Annotated in this window: 20 protein-coding genes; 7 read left to right on the forward strand and 13 right to left on the reverse strand. The window is 49.9% G+C overall.

Features of this window, described 5'->3' with window-relative positions; genetic code table 11:
• Window positions 1-4: 4 nt before the first annotated feature.
• Genes HRM2_RS24345 through HRM2_RS25700 form a run of 6 tightly spaced genes read left to right on the forward strand, consistent with a single transcriptional unit; the run spans window position 5 to window position 5,549 of the window.
• Window positions 5-964 (forward strand): ABC transporter ATP-binding protein, encoded by a 960-nt coding sequence (locus tag HRM2_RS24345; protein WP_015906678.1) that lies wholly within the window; start codon window positions 5-7, stop codon window positions 962-964.
• Window positions 965-973: 9 nt separating this feature from the next.
• Complete coding sequence (locus tag HRM2_RS24350) at window positions 974-1,996, forward strand: ABC transporter ATP-binding protein (RefSeq protein ID WP_041273488.1); 1,023 nt, start codon at window positions 974-976, stop codon at window positions 1,994-1,996.
• Window positions 1,989-3,134 (forward strand): ABC transporter permease, encoded by a 1,146-nt coding sequence (locus HRM2_RS24355; protein WP_041273489.1) that lies wholly within the window; start codon window positions 1,989-1,991, stop codon window positions 3,132-3,134. Before HRM2_RS24350 ends, HRM2_RS24355 begins: the two co-directional genes overlap by 8 nt.
• Before the next feature lie 4 nt (window positions 3,135-3,138).
• The gene (locus HRM2_RS24360) at window positions 3,139-3,894 is read left to right on the forward strand and encodes an ABC transporter ATP-binding protein (RefSeq protein ID WP_015906681.1); all 756 of its coding nucleotides are present in this window, start codon (window positions 3,139-3,141) and stop codon (window positions 3,892-3,894) included.
• A 13-nt stretch (window positions 3,895-3,907) separates the two neighbouring features.
• The gene (locus HRM2_RS24365) at window positions 3,908-4,927 is read left to right on the forward strand and encodes an MlaD family protein (RefSeq protein WP_015906682.1); all 1,020 of its coding nucleotides are present in this window, start codon (window positions 3,908-3,910) and stop codon (window positions 4,925-4,927) included.
• On the forward strand, window positions 4,917-5,549 hold the full coding sequence (locus HRM2_RS25700; protein ID WP_015906683.1) for an ABC-type transport auxiliary lipoprotein family protein: 633 nt from the start codon (window positions 4,917-4,919) through the stop codon (window positions 5,547-5,549). The genes HRM2_RS24365 and HRM2_RS25700 overlap by 11 nt, the downstream gene beginning before the upstream one ends.
• Before the next feature lie 130 nt (window positions 5,550-5,679).
• Here the strand turns inward: HRM2_RS25700 and HRM2_RS24375 are convergent, their stop codons facing one another.
• The 3 genes from HRM2_RS24375 to HRM2_RS24385 form a co-directional block, all read right to left on the reverse strand.
• On the reverse strand, window positions 5,680-6,270 hold the full coding sequence (locus HRM2_RS24375) for a hypothetical protein (RefSeq protein WP_015906684.1): 591 nt from the start codon (window positions 6,268-6,270) through the stop codon (window positions 5,680-5,682).
• An 11-nt stretch (window positions 6,271-6,281) separates the two neighbouring features.
• A complete protein-coding gene (locus HRM2_RS24380) occupies window positions 6,282-7,460 on the reverse strand; it encodes a sensor domain-containing diguanylate cyclase (RefSeq protein ID WP_187149313.1) in 1,179 nt (392 codons plus the stop codon).
• Window positions 7,461-7,856: 396 nt separating this feature from the next.
• Entirely contained in the window at window positions 7,857-8,714 is an 858-nt protein-coding gene (locus HRM2_RS24385) for a DMT family transporter (protein ID WP_041273491.1), read from the reverse strand.
• Window positions 8,715-8,874: 160 nt separating this feature from the next.
• Here HRM2_RS24385 and HRM2_RS24390 point away from each other — a divergent pair, with 160 nt between their 5' ends.
• On the forward strand, window positions 8,875-9,219 hold the full coding sequence (locus tag HRM2_RS24390; protein WP_015906687.1) for a CGGC domain-containing protein: 345 nt from the start codon (window positions 8,875-8,877) through the stop codon (window positions 9,217-9,219).
• 105 nt (window positions 9,220-9,324) lie between these two features.
• Here HRM2_RS24390 and hypD read toward each other — a convergent pair whose 3' ends face one another.
• The 10 genes from hypD to HRM2_RS24440 form a co-directional block, all read right to left on the reverse strand.
• Window positions 9,325-11,685 carry a trans-4-hydroxy-L-proline dehydratase gene (gene hypD / locus HRM2_RS24395; protein ID WP_015906688.1) on the reverse strand — a complete coding sequence of 787 codons (2,361 nt, stop codon included), beginning with the start codon at window positions 11,683-11,685 and terminating at the stop codon, window positions 9,325-9,327.
• Between the two features lie 36 nt (window positions 11,686-11,721).
• Entirely contained in the window at window positions 11,722-12,630 is a 909-nt protein-coding gene (locus HRM2_RS24400; RefSeq protein ID WP_015906689.1) for a glycyl-radical enzyme activating protein, read from the reverse strand.
• A 19-nt stretch (window positions 12,631-12,649) separates the two neighbouring features.
• Window positions 12,650-13,144: a methylated-DNA--[protein]-cysteine S-methyltransferase gene (locus tag HRM2_RS24405; RefSeq protein WP_015906690.1), complete on the reverse strand. Its 495-nt coding sequence runs from the start codon at window positions 13,142-13,144 to the stop codon at window positions 12,650-12,652.
• Window positions 13,137-13,874 (reverse strand): GSU2403 family nucleotidyltransferase fold protein, encoded by a 738-nt coding sequence (locus tag HRM2_RS24410; RefSeq protein WP_015906691.1) that lies wholly within the window; start codon window positions 13,872-13,874, stop codon window positions 13,137-13,139. Before HRM2_RS24410 ends, HRM2_RS24405 begins: the two co-directional genes overlap by 8 nt.
• A gap of 82 nt (window positions 13,875-13,956) precedes the next feature.
• Window positions 13,957-16,158 (reverse strand): SF1B family DNA helicase RecD2, encoded by a 2,202-nt coding sequence (gene recD2, locus HRM2_RS24415; RefSeq protein ID WP_015906692.1) that lies wholly within the window; start codon window positions 16,156-16,158, stop codon window positions 13,957-13,959.
• The gene (gene gmhB, locus HRM2_RS24420; RefSeq protein WP_015906693.1) at window positions 16,116-16,697 is read right to left on the reverse strand and encodes a D-glycero-beta-D-manno-heptose 1,7-bisphosphate 7-phosphatase; all 582 of its coding nucleotides are present in this window, start codon (window positions 16,695-16,697) and stop codon (window positions 16,116-16,118) included. The genes recD2 and gmhB overlap by 43 nt, the downstream gene beginning before the upstream one ends.
• Before the next feature lie 3 nt (window positions 16,698-16,700).
• Window positions 16,701-17,495 carry a septal ring lytic transglycosylase RlpA family protein gene (locus HRM2_RS24425; RefSeq protein ID WP_015906694.1) on the reverse strand — a complete coding sequence of 265 codons (795 nt, stop codon included), beginning with the start codon at window positions 17,493-17,495 and terminating at the stop codon, window positions 16,701-16,703.
• The gene (gene lon, locus HRM2_RS24430; RefSeq protein WP_015906695.1) at window positions 17,495-19,855 is read right to left on the reverse strand and encodes an endopeptidase La; all 2,361 of its coding nucleotides are present in this window, start codon (window positions 19,853-19,855) and stop codon (window positions 17,495-17,497) included. The genes HRM2_RS24425 and lon overlap by 1 nt, the downstream gene beginning before the upstream one ends.
• Window positions 19,856-19,880: 25 nt before the next feature.
• A complete protein-coding gene (locus HRM2_RS24435) occupies window positions 19,881-20,327 on the reverse strand; it encodes an Hsp20/alpha crystallin family protein (RefSeq protein WP_015906696.1) in 447 nt (148 codons plus the stop codon).
• A 102-nt stretch (window positions 20,328-20,429) separates the two neighbouring features.
• On the reverse strand, window positions 20,430-21,611 hold the full coding sequence (locus HRM2_RS24440) for an MFS transporter (RefSeq protein ID WP_015906697.1): 1,182 nt from the start codon (window positions 21,609-21,611) through the stop codon (window positions 20,430-20,432).
• Window positions 21,612-21,663 lie beyond the last annotated feature (52 nt).

Genomic DNA, 21,663 nt, shown 5'->3' on the forward strand with positions numbered 1-21,663 from the left:
AACCATGTCCCACCTCCTGGAAGTACAGGATCTAAAAGTAAAATTTGCCCTGAGATTCGGTGATCTCACGGCCATTGACGGCATAAGTTTCACCCTGGATAAGGGGGAAAGACTCGGCATTGTGGGTGAAAGCGGGGCTGGAAAATCCGTCACAGGCTTTGCCATCATCAACCTGTTGAGCAAGCCCGGATTCATCGCCGGGGGAAGAATCCTCTTTAACGGCGATGAAATCAGCGCATTTCCAGAAAAGAAAATGAGATCCATCCGGGGCAACCGGATCAGCATGATTTTCCAGGATCCCATGATGACCCTCAACCCGGTCTTTACCATTGGCACTCAGATGGTGGAAACCCTGAAGGCCCATCAAAAGATCACCACGGCCGAGGCTAAAAAGGTCGCCCTGGAAAAGCTAAAAAAGGTTCACATCCCTTCGCCTGAAAAAAGACTCTCCCAGTATCCCCACGAGTTTTCCGGGGGTATGCGCCAGCGGATTATCATTGCCATATCCCTGTTGACCGACCCTTCGATCATCATTGCTGACGAACCCACAACGGCCCTGGACGTAACCATCCAGGCCGAAATCATGGACCTTCTCCAGGAGCTTTGCCTCACGGATGACATGGGGCTGATCCTCATCACCCACGACCTTGGGGTGGTCTCCCAGGTAACGGAAAAAATCGCCGTCATGTATGCCGGGAAAATAATCGAAAAGGGCGCTACCGCCACCGTTGTCAATTCGCCTTCCCACCCCTACACCCAGGGACTGATCAAATCCCTGCCAGGGGTGTTGAAGCCTGGAGAAACCCTTTACCAGATACCCGGCATGATGCCCAACCTCACGGAAATCCCCCCTGGATGCGCATTCAACCCCCGTTGCCCCATCAAACAGGATATCTGTCTCAGGGAGGTCCCCCCTTTGAAGCAAACCGAAAAAGGCATAATGGCTGCATGCCATTTGATTTAGAGAATGATTATGGAAAACAACACCCCAATCCTGACCATCAAAAACATAGTAAAGCACTTTGACATCTCCGGTGGCTTTCTGGAACAGCTTAAATTTAAAAACAGCCGCATTGTCCGGGAAAAAACCACGGTCAAGGCGGTCAACAACGTCAGCCTCACCATCAACAGGGGAGAGACCCTGAGCGTGGTGGGTGAATCCGGATGCGGAAAATCCACCCTTGCACGGGTGATCCTGGGCCTGTACCCGCCAAACTCGGGGGAGATTTATTATAAAGAAGACCGGATCGATCATCTCACCCACAGGGAGATGCTTCCCTTCCGCAAAAAAATGCAGATGATATTCCAGGACCCTTACGCCTCCCTCAACCCGAGGAAAACTGTAAAGCAGACCCTGGAAGAACCCCTGCGTTTCCACAATCCCCACATGACCGACGATAAGGTTCACGCCAAGGTGAAATCCGTGATTGAACAGGTAGGGGTGGATCCGGCCTGGTCCGGCCGCTATCCCCATGAGTTTTCAGGCGGTCAGCGCCAGCGCATCAGCATTGCAAGGGCCCTGATTCTTGATCCGGATCTCATCGTGGCCGATGAGCCTGTATCAGCCCTGGACGTATCCATCCAGGCCCAGATCCTCAATCTGCTCATGGATGCCGGCAAAAAACGAGGGCTCACCTATCTCTTTATCACCCACGATCTTTCCGTGGTCCAGCACATCAGCACCCGGGTGGCCGTGATGTACCTTGGCACCCTGTGTGAACTTGCCACCCCTGAAACCCTGTTTGCCACCCCGTCCCACCCCTATACCCGGGCACTCTTGAGTGCCATTCCACGGGTGGGCCAGACAAGGCCCAACAACATAAAACTAAAGGGAGAGGTGCCCACCCCGGTGCACCTTCCAACGGGCTGCGTGTTCCACGGCCGCTGTCTGTTTGCCAATGACCGGTGCACCCGGGAAAACCCCAAACTTGTAACACTTGACAACGGCACCCAGGTGGCCTGCCACGCAGTTGAAGAGGGGCGAAGCATTGAATGACAGGGAAAAAAGACCTTTGGCAGCCCTGTCAATAAATCATGACAATGCCCAGGGCACCACGGTCACCCTTTCGGGCAGCCTGGACATTGCCGGTGTTTCAAAGGTGTGGGAAAAGGCCGAAAAGGCCCTTTTCGGAACAGGAGATCTGGTCATTGACCTTAAACGGGTGGACCACATGGACAGTGCCGGAGCGGCCCTGGTCTGGTTCATCAAGACCACCTGGAAACAAAGAACCGGTGGAAAAATTTCGGTCCTGGGGCTTAAACCAGCATTTAAACAGGTGATGGACCTGACTGAAACGATTCCTGACACCAGGGATGGAGAAAAAAAGCCCAAAAAAAAGCCCCCCTCATTTGTCGAAACCCGGGGGAAAAACTTTGCAGATCAAATGGAAAAGGCAACCTCGTTCATCGCCCTTGTGGGACAGATCACCCGGGCATTGATCCACGCCTTTTTTCATCCCCTGTCGGTCCGGTGGAAGGACGCCCTGCTGACCGCAGAACGCTCGGGTGTCAACGCCCTTCCCATCGTCGCCCTTATCAGCTTTATTGTGGGCCTTGTCATGGCCTTTCAGGCGGCCATGCCCATGAAAATGTTCGGCGCAGAGATCTATGTGGCCAACCTCATCGGCATTGCCATGGTTCGGGAGCTTGGCCCCCTCATGACGGCCATTATCCTGGCTGGCCGGTCGGGCTCGGCGTTTGCCGCCGAGATCGGCACCATGAAAATCAACGAAGAAATCGACGCGCTTTCCACCATGGGGCTTGACCCTGTCCGATTTCTCATGGTCCCGAGAATCCTGGCCGCCGTGTTTATCACCCCACTGTTGACCATCTTTTCAAATTTTGTCGGTATCATGGGCGGCTCCATTGTTCTTCTGTCCATGGGCTATCCTGCCATCACCTACTACAGCCAGGTGATCTCCTTTGTCACCTGGATCGATTTCACCGGGGGCCTGGTCAAGTGCTTTGTGTTCGGCATCCTGATCTCAGCTGCAGGATGCATCAGGGGAATAGAGACCCAAAGCGGACCCGGCGCCGTAGGCGCAAGCACCACAAGCGCCGTTGTGACGGGCATTACCCTGATCGCCGTGTTTGACGGCATATTTTCAGTTCTCTTTTACTGCCTTGGAATTTAACCCCATGAACACCAGAACAGATCCGATCATTGAGGTAAAAAACCTGACCGCCGGTTATACGAATTTCACCCTGTTCGACAACATCAGCTTCCAGGTAAACCCAGGCGAAATCTTTGCTATCCTGGGAACTTCAGGATGCGGAAAAAGCACCCTAATGAAACTGATGACAGGGCTTTTTAAACCCAAAAAGGGAAGCATCCTGATCCAGGGACAGGAACTTGCAGATGCAGATCTTGACCAGCGGATCGCCATTCTCAGGGGAATCGGGGTGGCTTTCCAGAGCGGAGCCTTGTTCGGTTCCATGAGCGTGATTGAAAACGTCAAACTGCCTTTGGAAGAATTTTCCGACCTTCCCCAGGGGGCCATGGATGCCATTGCAACAACAAAACTCGCCCTTGTGGGGCTGGGTGAGTATCTGAATTTCATGCCCGATGCCTTGAGCGGGGGCATGAAGAAAAGGGCCGCCCTTGCCAGGGCCATGGCCCTTGATCCGGCCATTGTGTTTCTAGACGAACCGTCTGCAGGTCTTGATCCAGTCACCTCGGCCGAACTTGACAAACTCATCAAGGCCCTTCGCACTTCACTTGGCATCACCTTTGTCATTGTCACCCACGAGCTGGACAGCATCTTCTCCATTGCCGATCGGGTGATCATGCTAGACAAGTCCACAAGGGGTATCATTGCAACGGGCGGGCCCCTTGAACTGAAACAGGACCAAACCAAACCACTGGTTTACAATTTTTTCAACCGAATAGCCTGAAAAAGAGAAACATATGAGCGAACAAGCCAACAATTTTAAATTAGGTCTATTTGTCATCATCTCGTTTGCCCTGCTGGTAACTGCCCTTGCCCTGCTCGGTGCCGGGGATTTTTTTAAGCAGGAAACCCTTGTTGAAACCTGTTTTAACGAAAGTGTCCAGGGCCTTGACGTGGGTTCCCCGGTAAAATACCGGGGCATGGATATTGGCAAGGTCAAGGAGATCACCGGGGCTTCACGGGTTTACGGGGTCAGATCCGACTATGTTTTGGTGATCATCTCGCTGTTTGAGGATGTTTCCCTTGGCCAGCCCGGCGGTTCAGTCAAAGATAAAATCGAGCATGCCGTGGCAGAAGGACTGACCGTTCAAATGGCCTTTATGGGGCTGACCGGGGCCGCCTATCTTGAAACCAATTATATGGGCGAAACCGAAAGGATTCCCCTTACCATTCCCTGGGAACCCAAGCACCCCTACATACCCTCAAAACCCAATAAAATAACCCAGATGGGCGAATCCCTGGACAGGATAATGAAAAAACTCGAAGATATCAACATCCAGGGGGTTTTGGCTGAACTCCAGTCGGTCATAGCCCTAAGCGCTGCCAAGCTTGACAACGCAAACATCAAGGAAATATCCACCCAGACCGCCACCCTTTTAAGAGAGATCAGAACCACCAATGCCCGGCTCGCAGAGTTGTTTGATTCAACCCAGACAAAGGGACTGATGAACGATGCCAGGGCCGCCGTGAATGGGGCAAAAGATATTGTTGAATCGTCGAAAGCACCCATTTCCCAGGCCCTTAACGAGTTTAGAGGTGCGGCTGCCACGGCCAACTCCCTTGCCGGTTCCCTTGACAAAACCTCCCGGCTCCTTGGGGATATGGTATGGGTGAACACGGACAGCATCAAGGACGTTGTTGACAACCTCAAGATCACCTCGGAAAACCTGAGACAGATGAGCCAGGATATCAAACGTTATCCTGCAAGGCTTTTGTTTGAGGCACCCCCGGAAAAGGAGAAAACCCTTGAAAAATAATCTATTGTCTACCCAGGGCTTTTGGGGGTTAAAAAAAAGGCTGCTTGTCATGCTGGCCATGGCCGGCACCCTGGTACTGGTGGCAGGATGTTTCTCCTTTCAGAGAAACATCAGTGAAAAAAAACTGTACAGCCTTGGGACAAAAATAGTTCCCACCGTTGCCTCCGTGCACGCCCCCCTGCCAACGCTTCTGGTAAAGGAGTTTGACATGGCCCCCATGTACATGGCCAATTCGTTTGTCTACCGCAGGGATGAATTCCAGTTTGAAACAGACTACTTCAACGAGTTCATCATTCCCCCCCAGCGGATGATCACAGCTGCGGTCAAACGTGCCCTTTTTGATGCACGACTGTTTTCTCCTGCCTTTCCGGACAAACCCGCAGACCATCGGCTCCAGGGCAGGATCAATCGTCTATACGGCGATTTCAGGCAGCCAGGCCACCCCCTGGCAGTCATGGAGATCTCCCTTGCCCTTGATGCAACCGACGAAAAAACCTTTTCAAAAGAGACGGCAATCAAGGAAAGCACCCCCCAGGCCCTTGTCGGCGGATGGAACCGGCTGCTGGATGAAATCATACAAGAATTCGTAAACAGCCTTGACCGGAACAACTCCGGATCATGAGAAGCACAGCAGCAAGGATGAGCATTGTTTATTCAGGGTCATGGATTCAGACCGGGGTTGGGGCGATGGCCTTCTCGCAGCCCGTCCATGGGCTGCTCAGAGGGAGGAAGATTTTATTTCGCCCAGGAGCCTAATCAATACTTTTTCTCTTTTCTTCAAGACGAGTACCCAGGCTTTTCAGTTTTTCAATAATCTCTGCCTGATTTTTATTTTCATCAAAAAGTTCATCATAGGCTACTTTTAATTTTTGATTGGTTTTATCTTGAGCTTCCAGGCTGGTTTTGCATTGTTTAAGTTTATTTTTTCTACTTTCGATTTCAAAAAGAAGCGTCATTACGTATTGTTCAAAATCGTTTTTCATTTCATCCGGAGCTTGTGCCATGTATGTCCTGATCAGTTGCAGGGCTTTTCCATGATCCGGGAAAGGATTATGGGGGCTTGAATACAGCAGAGCCAGATGAAAGAGTAACTTTGGATCATGCGCTTCTCCGGTTTGATCTTTTAATTGAGTCTCCAAATGGAAAATTTCAGCGTCTATATTTTCACCCTTTATACTTAAATAATCCCGGGAAACCGGCTTCATTACAGGTGTTTGTTCTGCGGTGCTGGGTATTTGTTTTACCGTACATCCGAATAAATTCATCCCTGAACCAATAAATATCAAAATAATGACTGCACGGATGCTCCGGGCTGGATGGAATAATTTCAATGGATCATTCATAAAACTTTCATCTATTGCGTCTCTCTTCGGTTTACTACAAATACACTGCCGGGAAGTGATTTTGCATACTTTTTCAATTCTGCCGCCATCTCTCCAATTTCAAATTGATTCAACTGCTTTGTTTCGCTTGTTAGGATAACAGCAATGGATATGGTCATGATCGGGAATTCCATTGTTTCACCCTGCCTGTTTTTACTGATGATCCTGCCTTTTTTTATATCTTCAGAATCATAAAAGTTTACAATTTTTTTATCAAAAGTATCTATAATGGCTTTGCAGATGGATATATATTTCTCAGGGGTTGTGACCACGGCAAAATCATCTCCGCCGATATGACCAACAAAGTCTTCCTTTGTGCCGTGTTCGACAATAGCACTTTCAATAATTTTTGCGCTGGATGTAATGATCTCATTTCCCTTGGCATAACCGTACTTGTCATTGTAGGACTTGAAATTATCCAGATCTATTAAAGCAAATGCCAGGGGACGATCGGTTTCCAGTCGTTTTTTTAAAACGTTTTCAATGGCAACCCCTCCAGGAAGCCGGGTTAGAGGACTGGCATCCAGAGACATTTCTTCCAGCTGAGCCAGACGCCGGGCCATTTTTTTGAATGCACCGGCAAGTTCTCCCAGTTCGTCTTTGGTATTGACTTGCGGAAGATGGTCGTATTTGCCTTTTGATATCCTCATTGTTGCAATTTTTAACTGTTTAATTGACCGGGAGATGTTCCGGGTTATGAAAGAGACAATGACTATCCCAATCAAAATCCCGATCCCCGACAGAAGAACAATGATTTGAATGGTCTTACGTGCCTTATTTTCTGTTTTCAATACCAAATGATTTTGACTTTTTTTGGTATCCTTAACCACGGTTTGAACAAAACAAATCAATTCATCCAGTTTGTTTTTAATGATGATATCATTCTCATCAGCCCGGATATCTGAAGAATTTTCAATTTCTTTAAACCATACCTGATAATATAAATTAAATTCCTCGTGGAGGATTGAAAGTCTGCATGCAGGACCGTTGTAAGGATCAGGAAGGCGTTGTATCACTGTGACCAGTTTGTCAAACGCTTTACTTTGATCCCAAAAAGCATCCAGCATTTCAGAATTTTTAAGAATAGTATACCGACGCCCGTATAACTCCTGGGCCAGGAGTTCATCCACCAGCTTATCAGCTGTTTCCAACAAAACCAAATCATGTTCAATAAAATTTCTGTTGACTTGATCGGCTTCTTTTAAACTGAAGAAGGAAAAAAAAGCGATTATAATCATAATCAAAAGAAGGGGAACAAACCCTATGATAATTTTTGTTTTGATATTTAACTTAAAAAAAGGGGTTTTAAGCATCTTTGTTTCCATGAACTGAATTAAGGCATTTCATGGAAATTATTGATTTCAGAGCAGAAAATAAACATCTAACGAGCCCCTTAGAATTAAAAATTCTAATCATATTTAAAAACTTCTGTTGCCTAGAACTTTAACAATCTTTGGTATTTATGTAAAGAATTTTCCACCTGTGCAAGTGCCCTGTGTTGGCTGGCTAAAGTCCTGCAAAGAGCTTCCAAACAAGCCGTCCCAGGGTCAGTCCCGGATCATGAGAACCACGGCAGCAAGGATGAGCACGCTTCCAAAATAGCCGTAAACGGTGAAACTCTCCCCCCACCAGCACCAGGCAACCAGGGCAGCCACAACCGGCTCTGCCGTGGCAATGATCGACGCCCGGCCAGCCTCGATTCTCCTGAGACCTGCATAGTAAAAGTGGTAGGCCCCAAAGGTGGAAAAAACGGCTATGGAGCCAAGGGCCACCCAGGCAGTCGCACTCTTTTCAGCAAAGGAAAACCAGGGCAAAAGACAGACAGCACCAAAAGGCAGGGTGTAAAGAAAAAGAACCGATGCCGAGTATTTGTCTGAAAAATGCTTGCCAAAGATATAGTAAAGAGAATAGCAGAAACCCGACAAAAGTCCAAACAGAACGGCTGACATGCCTGCCCCCCCGGTGATTCCCAGGGGCTGAACCTGCTGATTCCTGGAAACCAGCACCACCCCTGCAAGGGTAAGAACAAGGGCCACTGTTTTTTTAAGATTCACCCGCTCGTTTAAAAAAAGGCGGGAAAGCAGAAAAACCCAGGCCGGCGCCGTATAGAGCAGCACCGAGGCCATGGCAGCCCCGCCTTTTTCCACGGCAATCTGGTATGATCCAAAAAACAGGGTGACACAGAGAAAACCGAACAGGGCCAAACCGGGAAGATCACGGGGCTTCACGGCAACCCGCCGTTGAAAAAGGGCCTGAACCGCAAACAAAAACCAGGCAAGCATTGCCCGCCAGAAGGCAACCTCAAGGGGGGCAACCCCCTCCTGAAAGGCCATCTTCCCAAGGGGTCCGAGAACCCCCCACAGGGTGGCTGCCGCCAGAATATAGATGTATCCAAGTTTATCCATAGAGCCTATTGATATAGACATTTCCCGAAACCTTGTCAAAATAAAAATTTTCCTGTTGAATATTTCAATTGGGATTGATACCTAACGGTATGAGCAAAAGCCCATAATCTGAGATTTATTCCCAGAATTCATTTAAAAACGCTTTTGAATAGGAGGAAAAATGGAAAAAGTACTGGTGGTTGGATGCGGATCATACATGGACGCAGGTTACGGCTGTCCAGGCGAATGGCGATGTCTTAAGGCCGCGGCCCTTGGCGATGGGAAATTCACCGAAGAGTCCCAGGTAGTGGGCTTTGTCAAATGTGAATGCCCCGGTCGCACCCTGGTTCCCAACACCGGAATGACCATGAAACTTTCCGAGATCAAGCCGGACAAAATATATCTCTCCACGTGCATGGCCAATGCAAAACCGGACTGCCCCTACAGCACCGCCGAAGAAAAAGCAGCAATGCTCAAGGAAAAATTCGGCATTGAAGTCATTATTGGCACCCACGATTATAAGTAGTGGCTGACCGAGAGCCCGTGTTTGGGCAAAGAATTGCCCATATGCAAGGCGCAAAAATTAGGGGGAGGGAATCACCACTTCACCCTCCCCCTGTATCCCAATTGATTACAGCCCCCGGTGTTCATGGCGGCTGATGATTTCCTCTTGGTGATCCCTGTCAAGATCAACAAAATAATCACTGTACCCGGCCACACGCACCAGCAGATTGCGATACTGGTCCGGGTGTTCTTGGGCCCTTTTCAATGTTTGTGTATCCACCACGTTAAATTGAATGTGATGACCGCCAAACTTAAAATAGGTCCGGATCAGACCCGCCAGTTTGTCCAGATCCTGTTCGGTTTTAAGCACCCCGGGCAAAAATCGCTGGTTCAGCAGGGTTCCTCCGGATTTTGACTGATCCATTTTACCCAAAGATTTAATGACAGCGGTTGGACCGTTACGATCCGCTCCATGGGAGGGGGAGGTGCCGTCGGACTCGGGAAGCCCTGAAAACCGACCATTGGCCGAAGCCCCCAGCTTTTTACCAAAGTAGACATGGCAGGTCGTGGAGAGCATGTTCAGATGGTACTCCCCGTTTTTAGTGTTGGGCTGGCCGTCAATGGCAGAAAACAACGAATCGTATACCTGCACCATGATCTGGTCGGCACGGTCGTCGTCGTTGCCGAAAAAAGGGGTCTTGTTCAAAAGGCGCAGGCGCAGGGCCTCATGGCCCTTAAAATTATCCGCCAATGCCTTTAAAAGAAGTTCCATGGTCACGATTTTATCGTCAAACACATGCTTTTTAATGGCTGACAGACTGTCGGTGATGGTGCCGATCCCGCAGCACTGGATATAGTTTGTATTGTACCGGGGGCCACCGTTGTAATAATCTTTACCCTTTGCAATGCAATCCTGGATCACCACGGATAGAAACGGTGCCGGAGCATTGGCGGCAAACATGCGCTCAATATAATTATTGACCCGGATTTTCAAATCCACCACATGGGCAAGCTGCCGGGTAAAGGCGTCATAAAGCTGATCAAAGGTTTCAAAACCCCTGGGATCTCCGGTTTCAAGACCAACCATCCCACCCCCAAGGGGATCCCTGCCGTTGTTCAGGGTCAGTTCAAGCAGCTTGGGAAGATTGAGATAACCCGTGAGAATATAGGCCTCCTTGCCAAAAGCCCCGGTCTCAATACAGCCTGAACAGCCGCCCTCCCTGGCATCTTCAATACGCTTGCCCACACGGACCTGTTCAAGAACAACCTGATCGGCATTAAACACCGAGGGGTATCCATAACCGTTGCGGATAACACGGCAGGCCGCCTTTAAAAAATGGTAGGGGGTTCGTTCACTGATCTGTACATTGCTTTGGGGCTGGAGCAGCTTTAACTCATCTATGACGTCCAGCATGATATAGGAAAGGTCATTGACAGCGTCGGCACCCTGCCTTGTTAATCCCCCCAGGTTGATGTTGGTAAAATCGTTGTAAGTGCCGCTCTCCTTGGCCGTTACCCCTACTTTCGGGGGGGCTGGATGGTTGTTTATCTTTATCCACAGACAACTGATAAGCTCCTTGGCTCCATCGGCATCCATGGTGCCAAGCTCCAGTTCCCTCATGTAAAAGGGATAAAGGTGCTGATCCAGGTGCCCCGGACTCATAGCATCCCACCCATTGAGCTCTGTGATGGTTCCCAGGTGAACAAACCAGTACATCTGGATGGCCTCCCACAGACTTGTCGGCCGTTCAGCCGGAATCCGGCGGCAGACACGGGCAATTTCAAGGAGTTCTTTTTTTCTGGCAGGCCGGGTTTCCTGAGCAGCCATTTCTTCGGCCAGCCGGGCGTGTCTTTGTGCAAAAAGGATGGCTGCATCACAGGAGATATCCATGGCCGTCAAGGCATCGGACCGTTCCTGGGCCTGGGGATCGTGCAGGTAATCGAGCGCTTCCAGGCCCTGTGCGATCTCTTGTTTGAAATCTGTCATGCCCTTTTGATAAATGGTGCCGTCCAGGGCTGTATGACCCGGGGCCCGCTGCTCCATGAATTCCGTGAACAGTCCCGCACCATAGGCTTTCTGCCACGGCAGGGGTAGGTGTTCGAACACCCTGTCACGCATACTTCGTCCCCGCCAGTAGGGAATGATCTCGTCACGGTAGATTTTCATATCCCCGGGATCAACCCTGAAGGGCGTCATTTCCCGGTTGTGCAGGGTTTCCAAATCCTCAACAGAGTGGCAGTTTAATTCTGGAAACGTCGGCGTTGCCTTGGGCCTGGGCCCACGTTCACCCACGATCAATTCCTGGTCCCCGATGTAAATGGTCTTTTTTTCACACAGGTTTTTAAAATTCAATGCCCTGAGTATGGGGGTTGCATATTTTCCCAGGTTTTCCCGGTAAAACTGGGTTTGCAGCAGTGCCCGTTCAATGGAGATGGCAGGTATGGCAGTAAAACTCTGTTCCCGGAGGGTTGCGATTCGCGGGTTCATTTTTCTTCTCCCCTGGCCGGTATTAGGGCCAATGCGTCAGTGCACATGGACGTTCAAGCCAAAATGCGTTAATGTGTCCACTGCCCTGGTAATCTGTAATTTTGAAACCGGTTCAATTTTTTCTCCAGGATAGGCCAGACCGAATTTGTGATACTTGGCCCGCTGGAAATCATGGTAGGGTAGAATATCAACCTGGTGCACCTGGGGCAGGTCAGCGACAAACCGACCCATTTTTTCCAGGTTTTGAGTGTCTGCATTTACACCGGAAATCAAAGGAAAACGGATGATAATGGCAGCCCCCCTGCGGGAAAGTTTTTTCAGGTTTGATAAAATGAACCCATTGGAAACACCTGTATAGAGCCGGTGTTGACTGTCATCCATCACCTTGAGGTCAAAAAGAAAAAGGTCCGTGTTTTCAGCAATTTTTTCAAGGATCCCCCAGGTTGAGTACCCCGAAGTATCCACGGCAGTATGAATGCCCAGACGGGTGCAGCCTCTGAGGAGACGATCAAGGGATCTCCACTGTACCAGGGGCTCTCCCCCGGAAAAAGTGACGCCGCCCCCGGAACTTTCATAGAAAAGCCGGTCTTTTTTGATCATTTCCATCAGGCTGTCCGTGCTGTGACATCGGCCCGTTTTTTCCATTGCGTTGGCCGGACAGATTTCGGCACAATGTCCGCAGTTTATACATTTTACCAGGTCACGTGCCACACCGTTTTCGTTTAGTTCAAGGGCCTGTTCAGGACAGGCTGCCACACATTCCCCACACCCTATGCATGATTGACCATTGTATGTGACCCTTGATTCCAGGGACAACCCTTCCGGGTTATGGCACCATGGACATGACAGGGGACACCCGTTCATGAACACCGTTGTACGGATGCCCGGACCATCGTGGATGGCGTACTTTTTTATATCAAAGATAATACTGTGCTGATCTGTCATCCCGGGACCGCCTGTTTGATCATTCGCCGTTGCTGTAAGCCCTGGATTCAAGTTGCAGCAGCCTTGTCTTTATGTCAAGCCCGCTGCTGAACCCCACCAGTTTCCCGCTCTTGCCAATGACCCTGTGGCAGGGAATAATGATGGGGATGGGATTTTTACCATTGGCACCACCCACAGCCCGGCACGCCTTTTCATTGCCAACAGCCACTGCCACATCAAGGTATGAGGCTGTCCTGCCGTAGGGGATCCGGCAGAGGGCGGCCCACACTTTTTGCTGGAAAGCCGTTCCCAGGGGGGCAAGGTCAACCTCAAATTGAGTCAGTTTTCCTGCAAAATAGGCAACGAGCTGGTCCATGACCGGCTTTACTTTTTTTGGGTCCCTGGTCCAGCCGGGATCGATGCCAAGGGGATGGGTACCCCCTTCAAAGCTAAGGTGCCTTACCCCCCTTTGATCCATTGCAACCAGGATCGGCCCCATTGGGGAATCTATAATATCGTAGATCATTTCAACCATGGTTTCTCCATTCCTGTTCAAAACGCAACAATACTATCGATACCATAATCGACAATGTCGTTTGGAAACATCCTGAGAAGCTTCTTTTGACCAGATCAACCATATATCCTTGGGAGTTGACAGCTCGAAATCGTTGCCTGTCCATGATCTCAAAGCTTTTATCCGCTTTTTTCAAAATATTGATAAGATCGCTCTGTTTTGTTTTGTTATCCGATACCATGGAAAGTTTAGGGCGAATATCCCACAGGATATCCATGTCCTGGGTGGCAGTGAGCTGGCGATCAAAAAAAACGGCGGCAGCAGTTTCATAGGCGTACAAAGCATTTGTTCCTATGAGCATTATATTGTTACCCAGAAGCGCGTGTTTATCAAGCTCCCTCAATACTGAGGTGACAATTCTTGGAACACGTGATATTTTTGCCGCTTTGCAGAATCGTGCCTGATCTTTGAGACGATTTTTCAGTGTCTTGATTCTGTTTTCGACCTGTTGTTTATTTTTTTGAAATTCAGCCTTTATCTCCTGGGTCCCAGGGCTCATTGGGCCGAGACTTTTGCCGTTTCCGTATCGATCGGTCGTTTTAAAAAGGTATTGTTTTCCACCCGCTTTTTTCCAGTGCATCCCCCCTCGGTATGCAATCCCTTTCCTGAACGCATCTATCCATGCATCGTATAACTGGATGGTATCTATAAAAAATCTGGATTGGTTGTCGGTAAATTCTATAAGGCCCATTTTTTTCCTTCATTTTAAAAAAACCGATATATGAAGGAAAAATAAATGAATTAAAACAAAAAATCAATATATTGAAATTAATTCAAGATTCAACCCCACGTGAATCCATCTCCGGCATTTCCAGCCGTCTGCAGAGTCCGGAAAGCCTGCAATCGGTGCGGTTGTTGTGCAGGGCAATCTCCATGGATCTTCTTGATCCCACCACAATGACAAGATTTTTCCCCCGGGTCATGGCCGTGTACAGCAGATTTCTCTGGAGAAGGGGATAGTGCTGAACCGTCATGGCAATGACCACGGCCGAGTATTCCGACCCCTGGGATTTGTGGACCGACACGGCATAGGCAAGGGTCAGCTCATCAAGCTCGAGCAGGTCATAGTCCACCACCCGTCCGTCATAGTCCACGGACAACCTTCCCTCTGATTTCACCACCTCGTGGACAATGCCGATATCGCCGTTGAACACCTCTTTCTGGTAGTTGTTCTTCAGGTGCATCACCTTATCGCCGGTCTTGAAGGTCAATCCCCTTGCCTCAATGCCGCCGGCAGCCTTGTTGAGCACCTGCTGCAGCTTCTGGTTGAGATTGATGGTTCCAGCCTCGCCCTTGTGCATGGGGGTCAGCACCTGGATTTCGTCCACATGGGGAAAGGCCTTTTTGATGCGGTTGCTGCACAGCTCCACAATGGTTGCCACCACCCGTTCCGGCGAGGCGCTCTCGATGAAATAAAACTCTGACAGCCCGTCTGAGCTGTTCTCAAGGCAGGGCATTTCACCGTTCCGGATGGCGTGGGCGTTCATGACAATGGGGCTCTGTTCCGCCTGCCTGAAAATCCGGGTCAGGCTGAAGGTCTTGACCGCCTTGGATGCAATGATGTCGGAGAGCACATTGCCCGGCCCCACCGAAGGAAGCTGAAATATATCCCCCACCAGAATAAGACTTGAATTTACAGGCACGGCCAGAAGAAGATTAAACATGAGCATGGTGTCCACCATGGATGCCTCATCAACGATGACCACGTCCGAATCAAGGGGGTTGGACAGATTCCTTGCAAACTCCCCGGTGTCGGGATCACACAGCAGCAGGCGATGGAGGGTGGATGCCTTTTTATCTGTCACCTGGGAGAGCCTTCTTGCGGCCCTGCCCGTGGGAGCGGCAAGGGTCACGGTTTTGCGAAGTTTTTTCAAAACAGCACAAACAGCCCGGATCAGGGTGGTCTTTCCCGTTCCCGGCCCACCCGTTATGACCACCACCCGGTGGGCCATCACCTGTTTTACTACATCAATCTGCTCCTGGGAAAGCTTTACAGCAAGCCTTGTGGCCACCTCCATGGTGATGGCTTCGTCGGAAAGGTCAACAGGATTAATGGGCACACAAAGCATTGCCCGTATCCTTTCAGCAATTCCCTTTTCCGCCATGTGGAGTCGCTTGAGATAAACCTGATCCTGTTCCACAACAACCTCGCCGGCATCGGCCAGGGCCCCCAGGGCCTTTTCAACATCTTCCCTGCCTGCCCCGGTGAGTGACTCACAGCCCAGATTCAATGCCTCAAATTCTGCAAACACGTGGCCGTCGCACTCTTTTTTGCACAGGAGAAACAAGAGGCAGGCCTTGATCCGTTCAGGATCATCCGGTTTAAAACCGGCCTTAAGGGCAATGGCGTCCGCCACCTCAAAACCTGCCTCAGGAACGTCCTTTGATACGGAGTAGGGGTTATGCTTGAGGATATTGAGGCTGTCGGTGCCATAGTATTTCAGAATGGCCGATGCATGGGCAATTCCCACGTCATGGTCCTGGAGAAAACGCATCACCTTTCTGACGGCGTGGTGCTTGTCCCAGGCCCTGGTGATCAGGTCGGCCTTTGATTTTCCAATCCCTGGAATTTCCCTGAGTCGTTCGGGCTCGTTTTCAATGACCTCAAGGGAACGTTCCTCAAACTGCTCTACAATCCGTTTGGCCATGGCCATGCCAATGCCCTTGATGATCCCGGAGCCCAGATAGCGTCTGATGCCTGCGACGGTTGCAGGGAGTGTAACCTCAAACCGGTCGACCTTAAACTGATCTCCATACTTGGGATGGGCCACCCACTGCCCCGTAAGTTTAAGGGTTTCTCCTTCATTGACCCCGGGCATGGTACCCACCACCACAACGGCGTCCCGGGTCTCCCGGGTCTTTATTTTTGCGATGGTATAGTGATTTTCCTCGTTGCGAAAGGTGATCCGCTCAAGGGTTCCCTGGAGAACGATCATGGTTCTTTTAAAGACCCCTGCTGCTGTTGCAGAATCCATCGGGCAGCATCCATGAGATCCAGGGCAATGAAATCGGGTTTTATTTGTTTCGCTTCAAGGCTTTTAAGGGCTTTTCGACCGTTGCCGGTCAGCACAAGAACGGCTTTTCCAACCCCTGCATTATGGGCACACTCCATGTCCTTGGCTGAATCTCCGACCATGAACGACGCCTGGGGATCGATCGCGTATTTTTTGCACGCAAGATCGATCAGCCCGGGTCCTGGTTTTCTACATGAACACCCCTCTTCAGGGGCATGGGGGCAGTAAAAAATGTCACGAATCTCACCGCCCTTTTCCCGGATACCGGCTTTCATGGTTGCAAAGATGGCATCAAGGTTTTCCCGGTTGGAAATTCCACGGTTGATCATGGACTGGTTGGTTATGACAATGATGTGAAAGCCCTTTTGGGAAAGAAGGGCCACGGCCTCGGCACTGCCGGAAATAAACCGGAACTCCCGGGGCGTTTTAATGTACAAAGGAGAATCAACATTGATGACACCGTCCCGGTCCAGGAATATGGTCAATTTTTGGGAAACCATGGTCTATTCAGCCACGGCAAAGGCATTTGAAGCACCTTCCCGAAGCATTTGATCTTCAAAGTCTTCGGCACTTTCAAGGGTGGTATATTTGCCAACCCGGACACGGTAGAACACCCCCCGGTAATCGCTGTACGTGACGATGTGGGCATTGGCGTAACGTTGTTCAAGTTTTGTCTTAAGCCGGTTGGCGTTGGTGATGTCCTTGAACGCACCCACCTGGACGGTGAAATTGCCGTCGATGTAATTCACAGGGGTAAAGGTTACCGGACCCTTGGCAAGGTTGGGGTCCTCGCTTGCCCGTCCAAGGGCCGTGACCTTTACAGGGGCGGTTCCCGGTCCCACAACTCCGATTTTTTCTGCCGCAGTATAGGACAGATCAATGATTCTACCCGTAACAAAGGGTCCCCGGTCGTTGACCCTTACAATGACACTTTTCTGATTGGAAAGGTTTTCAACCCGGACCCAGGTGCCCAGGGGAAGGGTCTTGTGGGCCGCTGTCATGGCATACATGTCGTAAATTTCGCCGTTGGCGGTTTTTCTGCCGTGGAATTTTTTACCGTACCAGGAAGCCTTGCCCGTCTGTAAAAACCCCTTTGAACTGACAATGGGCCGGTAGGTTTTACCGTCTATTTTATAGGGTTTTGAATGGGCAGGAACCTTGCCCGACGGGGTGCCGGAAGGTTTTTCCGGCCCGGGATATGAACCGCCCGCAGGTTCATGGGTGGCGCATCCTGATCCAGCAATAACGACCACAAACATCAACAAAACAAATACGGCAAGCCTGCATGCTTTTTCCATCAATTCAGGGCCCTTTTTATGACGTCATGCATCTTGTCCGTAAAGTTAAATTTAATTTTTTCCTTGACCTTGTCTGGAATATCTTCAAGATCCTTTTCATTCCATTTCGGAATAATCAATGTCCGTATACCGGCCCTGTGGGCCGCAATCACCTTGTCCTTGATGCCACCAACGGGAAGCACCTCCCCCCTCAGGGTGATCTCTCCGGTCATGGCAAGCCCCTTTTTAACGGGTTTCCCGGTAATGAGCGAAATTAAGGCTGTCAGCATGGTCACCCCGGCAGACGGTCCATCCTTGGGGATGGCACCCGCTGGCACGTGGATATGGATATCATGGGTTTCAAAAAAATCTTCAGCAATGTTGAGTGTTGCCGCATTAGACCGGATAAAACTCATGGCCGTGGTTGCCGATTCCTTCATCACCTCCCCAAGCTGACCCGTGAGGGTCAGGCCCTTGGAACCCTTCATGGCCGTTGCCTCCACAAAGAGGATTTCACCACCCGTGGGGGTCCAGGCAAGGCCAACCACCACTCCGGGAACCATGATTTCATTACCGTTTTCCGGCTTGTATCTCACCGGGCCAAGATAGCCGTGGAGGTCCTTTTTCCCGACCTTGACCATTTCAACTTCACTTTCAACCTCACTTTCAGCCACCCTTGCTGCAACCCCACGGCAGATAGAACCGATCTCCCGTTCAAGGTTTCTGAGACCCGCTTCCCTGGTGTAGCCGAATATGATCTCCTTGACGGCTCCCTGGGTAATGTTGATGTTTGACCGGGTAAGCCCATTGGCTGTCCGCTGCCTTGGAATCAGGTAACGGGTGGCAATTTTCAGCTTCTCGTCTTCGGTATAACCAGACAGTTCCAGCACCTCCATGCGATCCCGCAGGGGGGCGGGTATGGTGTGAAGTACATTGGCCGTGGTCAGAAAAATTACATCGGAAAGGTCAAAGGGCACGTCCATATAATTGTCAGTAAAGGAAAAGTTCTGCTCAGGATCCAGTACTTCCAGAAGGGCGGACGAAGGATCGCCGTGGTAGGAGGAATTCACCTTGTCTATCTCGTCGAGCATGAAAACCGGATTGTTTGTTCCGGCCCGTCGTATCTCCTGGATGATTCTTCCAGGAAGGGCACCCACATAGGTTCGCCTGTGGCCTCTGATCTCAGCCTCGTCCCGCATGCCGCCCAGGGCGATCCTGACAAATTTCCTGCCAAGGGCCCGGGCAATGGATTTTCCCAGGGAGGTCTTACCTGTTCCCGGCGGTCCTGCAAAACAGAGGATGGGACCCTTGCTGTCTTTTTTGAGTTTCCGGACGGCCAGGTATTCCAGGATTCGTTTCTTGGGTTTTTCAAGGCCGTAGTGATCCTGGTTAAGAACATTTCTTGCCTCGGCTATATCCAGCCTGTCCCTGGATTTCTTCTGCCAGGGAAGGGTTGTGAGCCAGTCAAGATAGGTTGAAGCCACAATATATTCCGACGATGAGGGGTGCATCCGTGAAAGGCGCTGTAACTCACGGTCCGCCTCTTTCACGGCTGCTTCCGGAAGACCATTGGCGGTTATCTTGCCCCGATACTCTTCAATCTCGACCCGTTCATTGTCCGTCTCTCCCAACTCTTCCCGGATGGCCTTGAGCTGCTGGCGAAGATAATATTCCCGCTGGCGCTTGTCCATATCTTCTTTCACCTGGGTCTGAATCTTTGATCCCATTTCAAGAATTTCAAGCTGGTCATTGACGAGCCGGGTCACCTTTTTCAGCCGTTTTTTTACGTCCAGAATTTCTAGAATAGACTGCTTATCAATGATGGGTGCATTTATGGTTGAAGCAACCATGTCGGCCAGGACATCGGGTTCCTGTATGGATTTAACCATACCCCCGATCTCGGCGGGTAGTCCCGGAGAAAGGGCAACAATTTTCTCGTACTGCTCGACAATATTGGACATCAATGCCCGGGTTTCCTTGTCCCGTATGATGTTACGGCTTTCAAGCACACTCACCTTTGCCTGCATATAGGACTTTCCCTCAACATACTCGGCCACCTTAAACCTGCTGATCCCCTGGATCAAAAGCTGGGCCTTGTTGTCCTCCAATTTTGCCATCTTGAGAATCATGGCAACCGTTCCTATTCTGTGGAGATCTTTTACGGAATGGCGGGAATTAATATCCGAACGTCGGGAAAGCAGTAACCCCAGGATCCTGGAGCCTGCCATGGTTTCATCAATGAGCGCTATGGCCTCCTCCTGCATGAGAACCAGGGGAATAACCATTTTTGGAAAAAGATTGGTATCCACAATGGGAAGAATAGGAAGAATTTCAGGGATGTGATCAGGGCCTATATCGACGGAATCGTTAAGTTGGTTCATGGAATTTCCTATGCCTGTGACTGTATCATCTGTAGGAGAGCTTTATCCTCTGGGACCTGTCCATGGGAAATTTTGCAAGCTTGATTTCAAGAAACCCGTTAAAAAAACAGGCGGACACTTTTTCAATATCAATAATATTAGGTAGATAAAGAACCCTTTCAAACCTGCCGAACTGTATTTCTGCAAGCCTGTAATTGGCAGATTCTCCCGGGGGTTTAATGGACCTTACGCCGGCAATCTTAACGGCTTTGGAGTTGACCTCTATATTTATATCATCCTTTTCAACACCGGCAATCTCAGCATGGATAATGATATCCTTCTGTGTTTCATAAATATCCATCTGGGGTTTCCATATCCGCTGGGAAAGACAGAACATGGGATTCATGGAATGAAACATCTCGTCAAGGGGTTTTTCTAATTTACATTGTCTTTCAAAATTGTCGCCAAACTGAATTTTAATTTTTTCCATCATTATAAAAGACTCCTGATGCTGAGGTCTATTTCCTTCAATACTGCCATAGAGAACAGGCAGTTAATCTCATAAAATACCATTCGGTCTGGCCATTGTAAAGCACTATTCCGGCGCCCACCCCCGGGTTCCCCAGATCAAAAAGACAAGGGCCATAAGGGTTGAAACGGTGGATGCCAGGCAAACGGTTCCCATTCCAAAATGCTGCCACACTAACCCTCCTGAAAAGGCGCCCATCACCCTGCCAAGGCCAGACGAGGCCAGCAGCAGGGAAATCATGGTTGCCCTTGAACCGGGTACAAGCTCCGTACACAGGGAAATAAACGCCACAATAGACTGTTCATAAAAAAGAAAAACAACAAACAGGGCGGCCAGGGCAAACGTCAGGGACCCCCCGGCCAGGGGAATTAAAAGGTAGGCCACAGAACAGAAGGTTATACCCCAGGCAACCGATAATTTTATACCGATTCTATCTGAAAAAGCGGCAGTAAAGCTTGAACCCATGAGTTCGGCAACCCCGATTACACCCGTCCCCATACCCAGGGCCACCACACTTAAATCAAAGGCGCTTTCAAGCCAGGCACCATAAATAACAAAAAGATTATCATTGGCAAAACCCATACAGAATCCAACTCCGATTGCACCACGGGCCCTTTTTATTTTCAGAAGATGTCTGACCCCTTCCAAAAAATGAGCCTTTGTCTTTGCAGCTCCTGATCCCTGCTTAAAGTCATCCTTGACATAGTTTAAAATAAGCGCAAGGGAAATAACAGCCCCCCCAGCAAGGGCAAAAAAAGGGGATCTCCATCCAAAATAGTTGATCAGGATGCCGATTCCGGGAATTCCCAGAAGGGTAGCCACAGACCAGCTGATTTCAAGGATGCCCACCACCATTCCACGGCGCTTATAGGAGACCCTTTTGCTTACATAGGCCTGGATTGCAGGGTCAAATATACTCTTGCACAACCCGCTCAAAAACATGGCAATGACAAGGGTGTAGTAAAAGGGAAAGGTGCCGGCCATAAGCATGCCCGCTGCCAGGGCCAGAAGACCCGTCACCATCATTCGCCGATAACCGGTTTTATCCGCAAGGGGAGAGACAAAGAGCCCCAGCAAATTGGTCGCCTGGTTCAGGGCAATTACAGATGTAACGGCAGTAAGGGGCACCCCGATCCCCCGGCTGATCACCGGTGCAAAGGGATAGATAAACCTGTTGGCGGTGTTAATAATCGATCTTGACAAAAATGCCGGTGCAAGTATCCCAAGAATACCGTTATCTTGTTCCATTGGGCTCCAATGATTAAACAAAAAAGGGCCGGGAAAAACGCTCCCGACCCTG

It is taken from the genome of Desulforapulum autotrophicum HRM2, from assembly GCF_000020365.1.
GTDB classification, from domain to species: Bacteria; Desulfobacterota; Desulfobacteria; order Desulfobacterales; family Desulfobacteraceae; genus Desulforapulum; species Desulforapulum autotrophicum.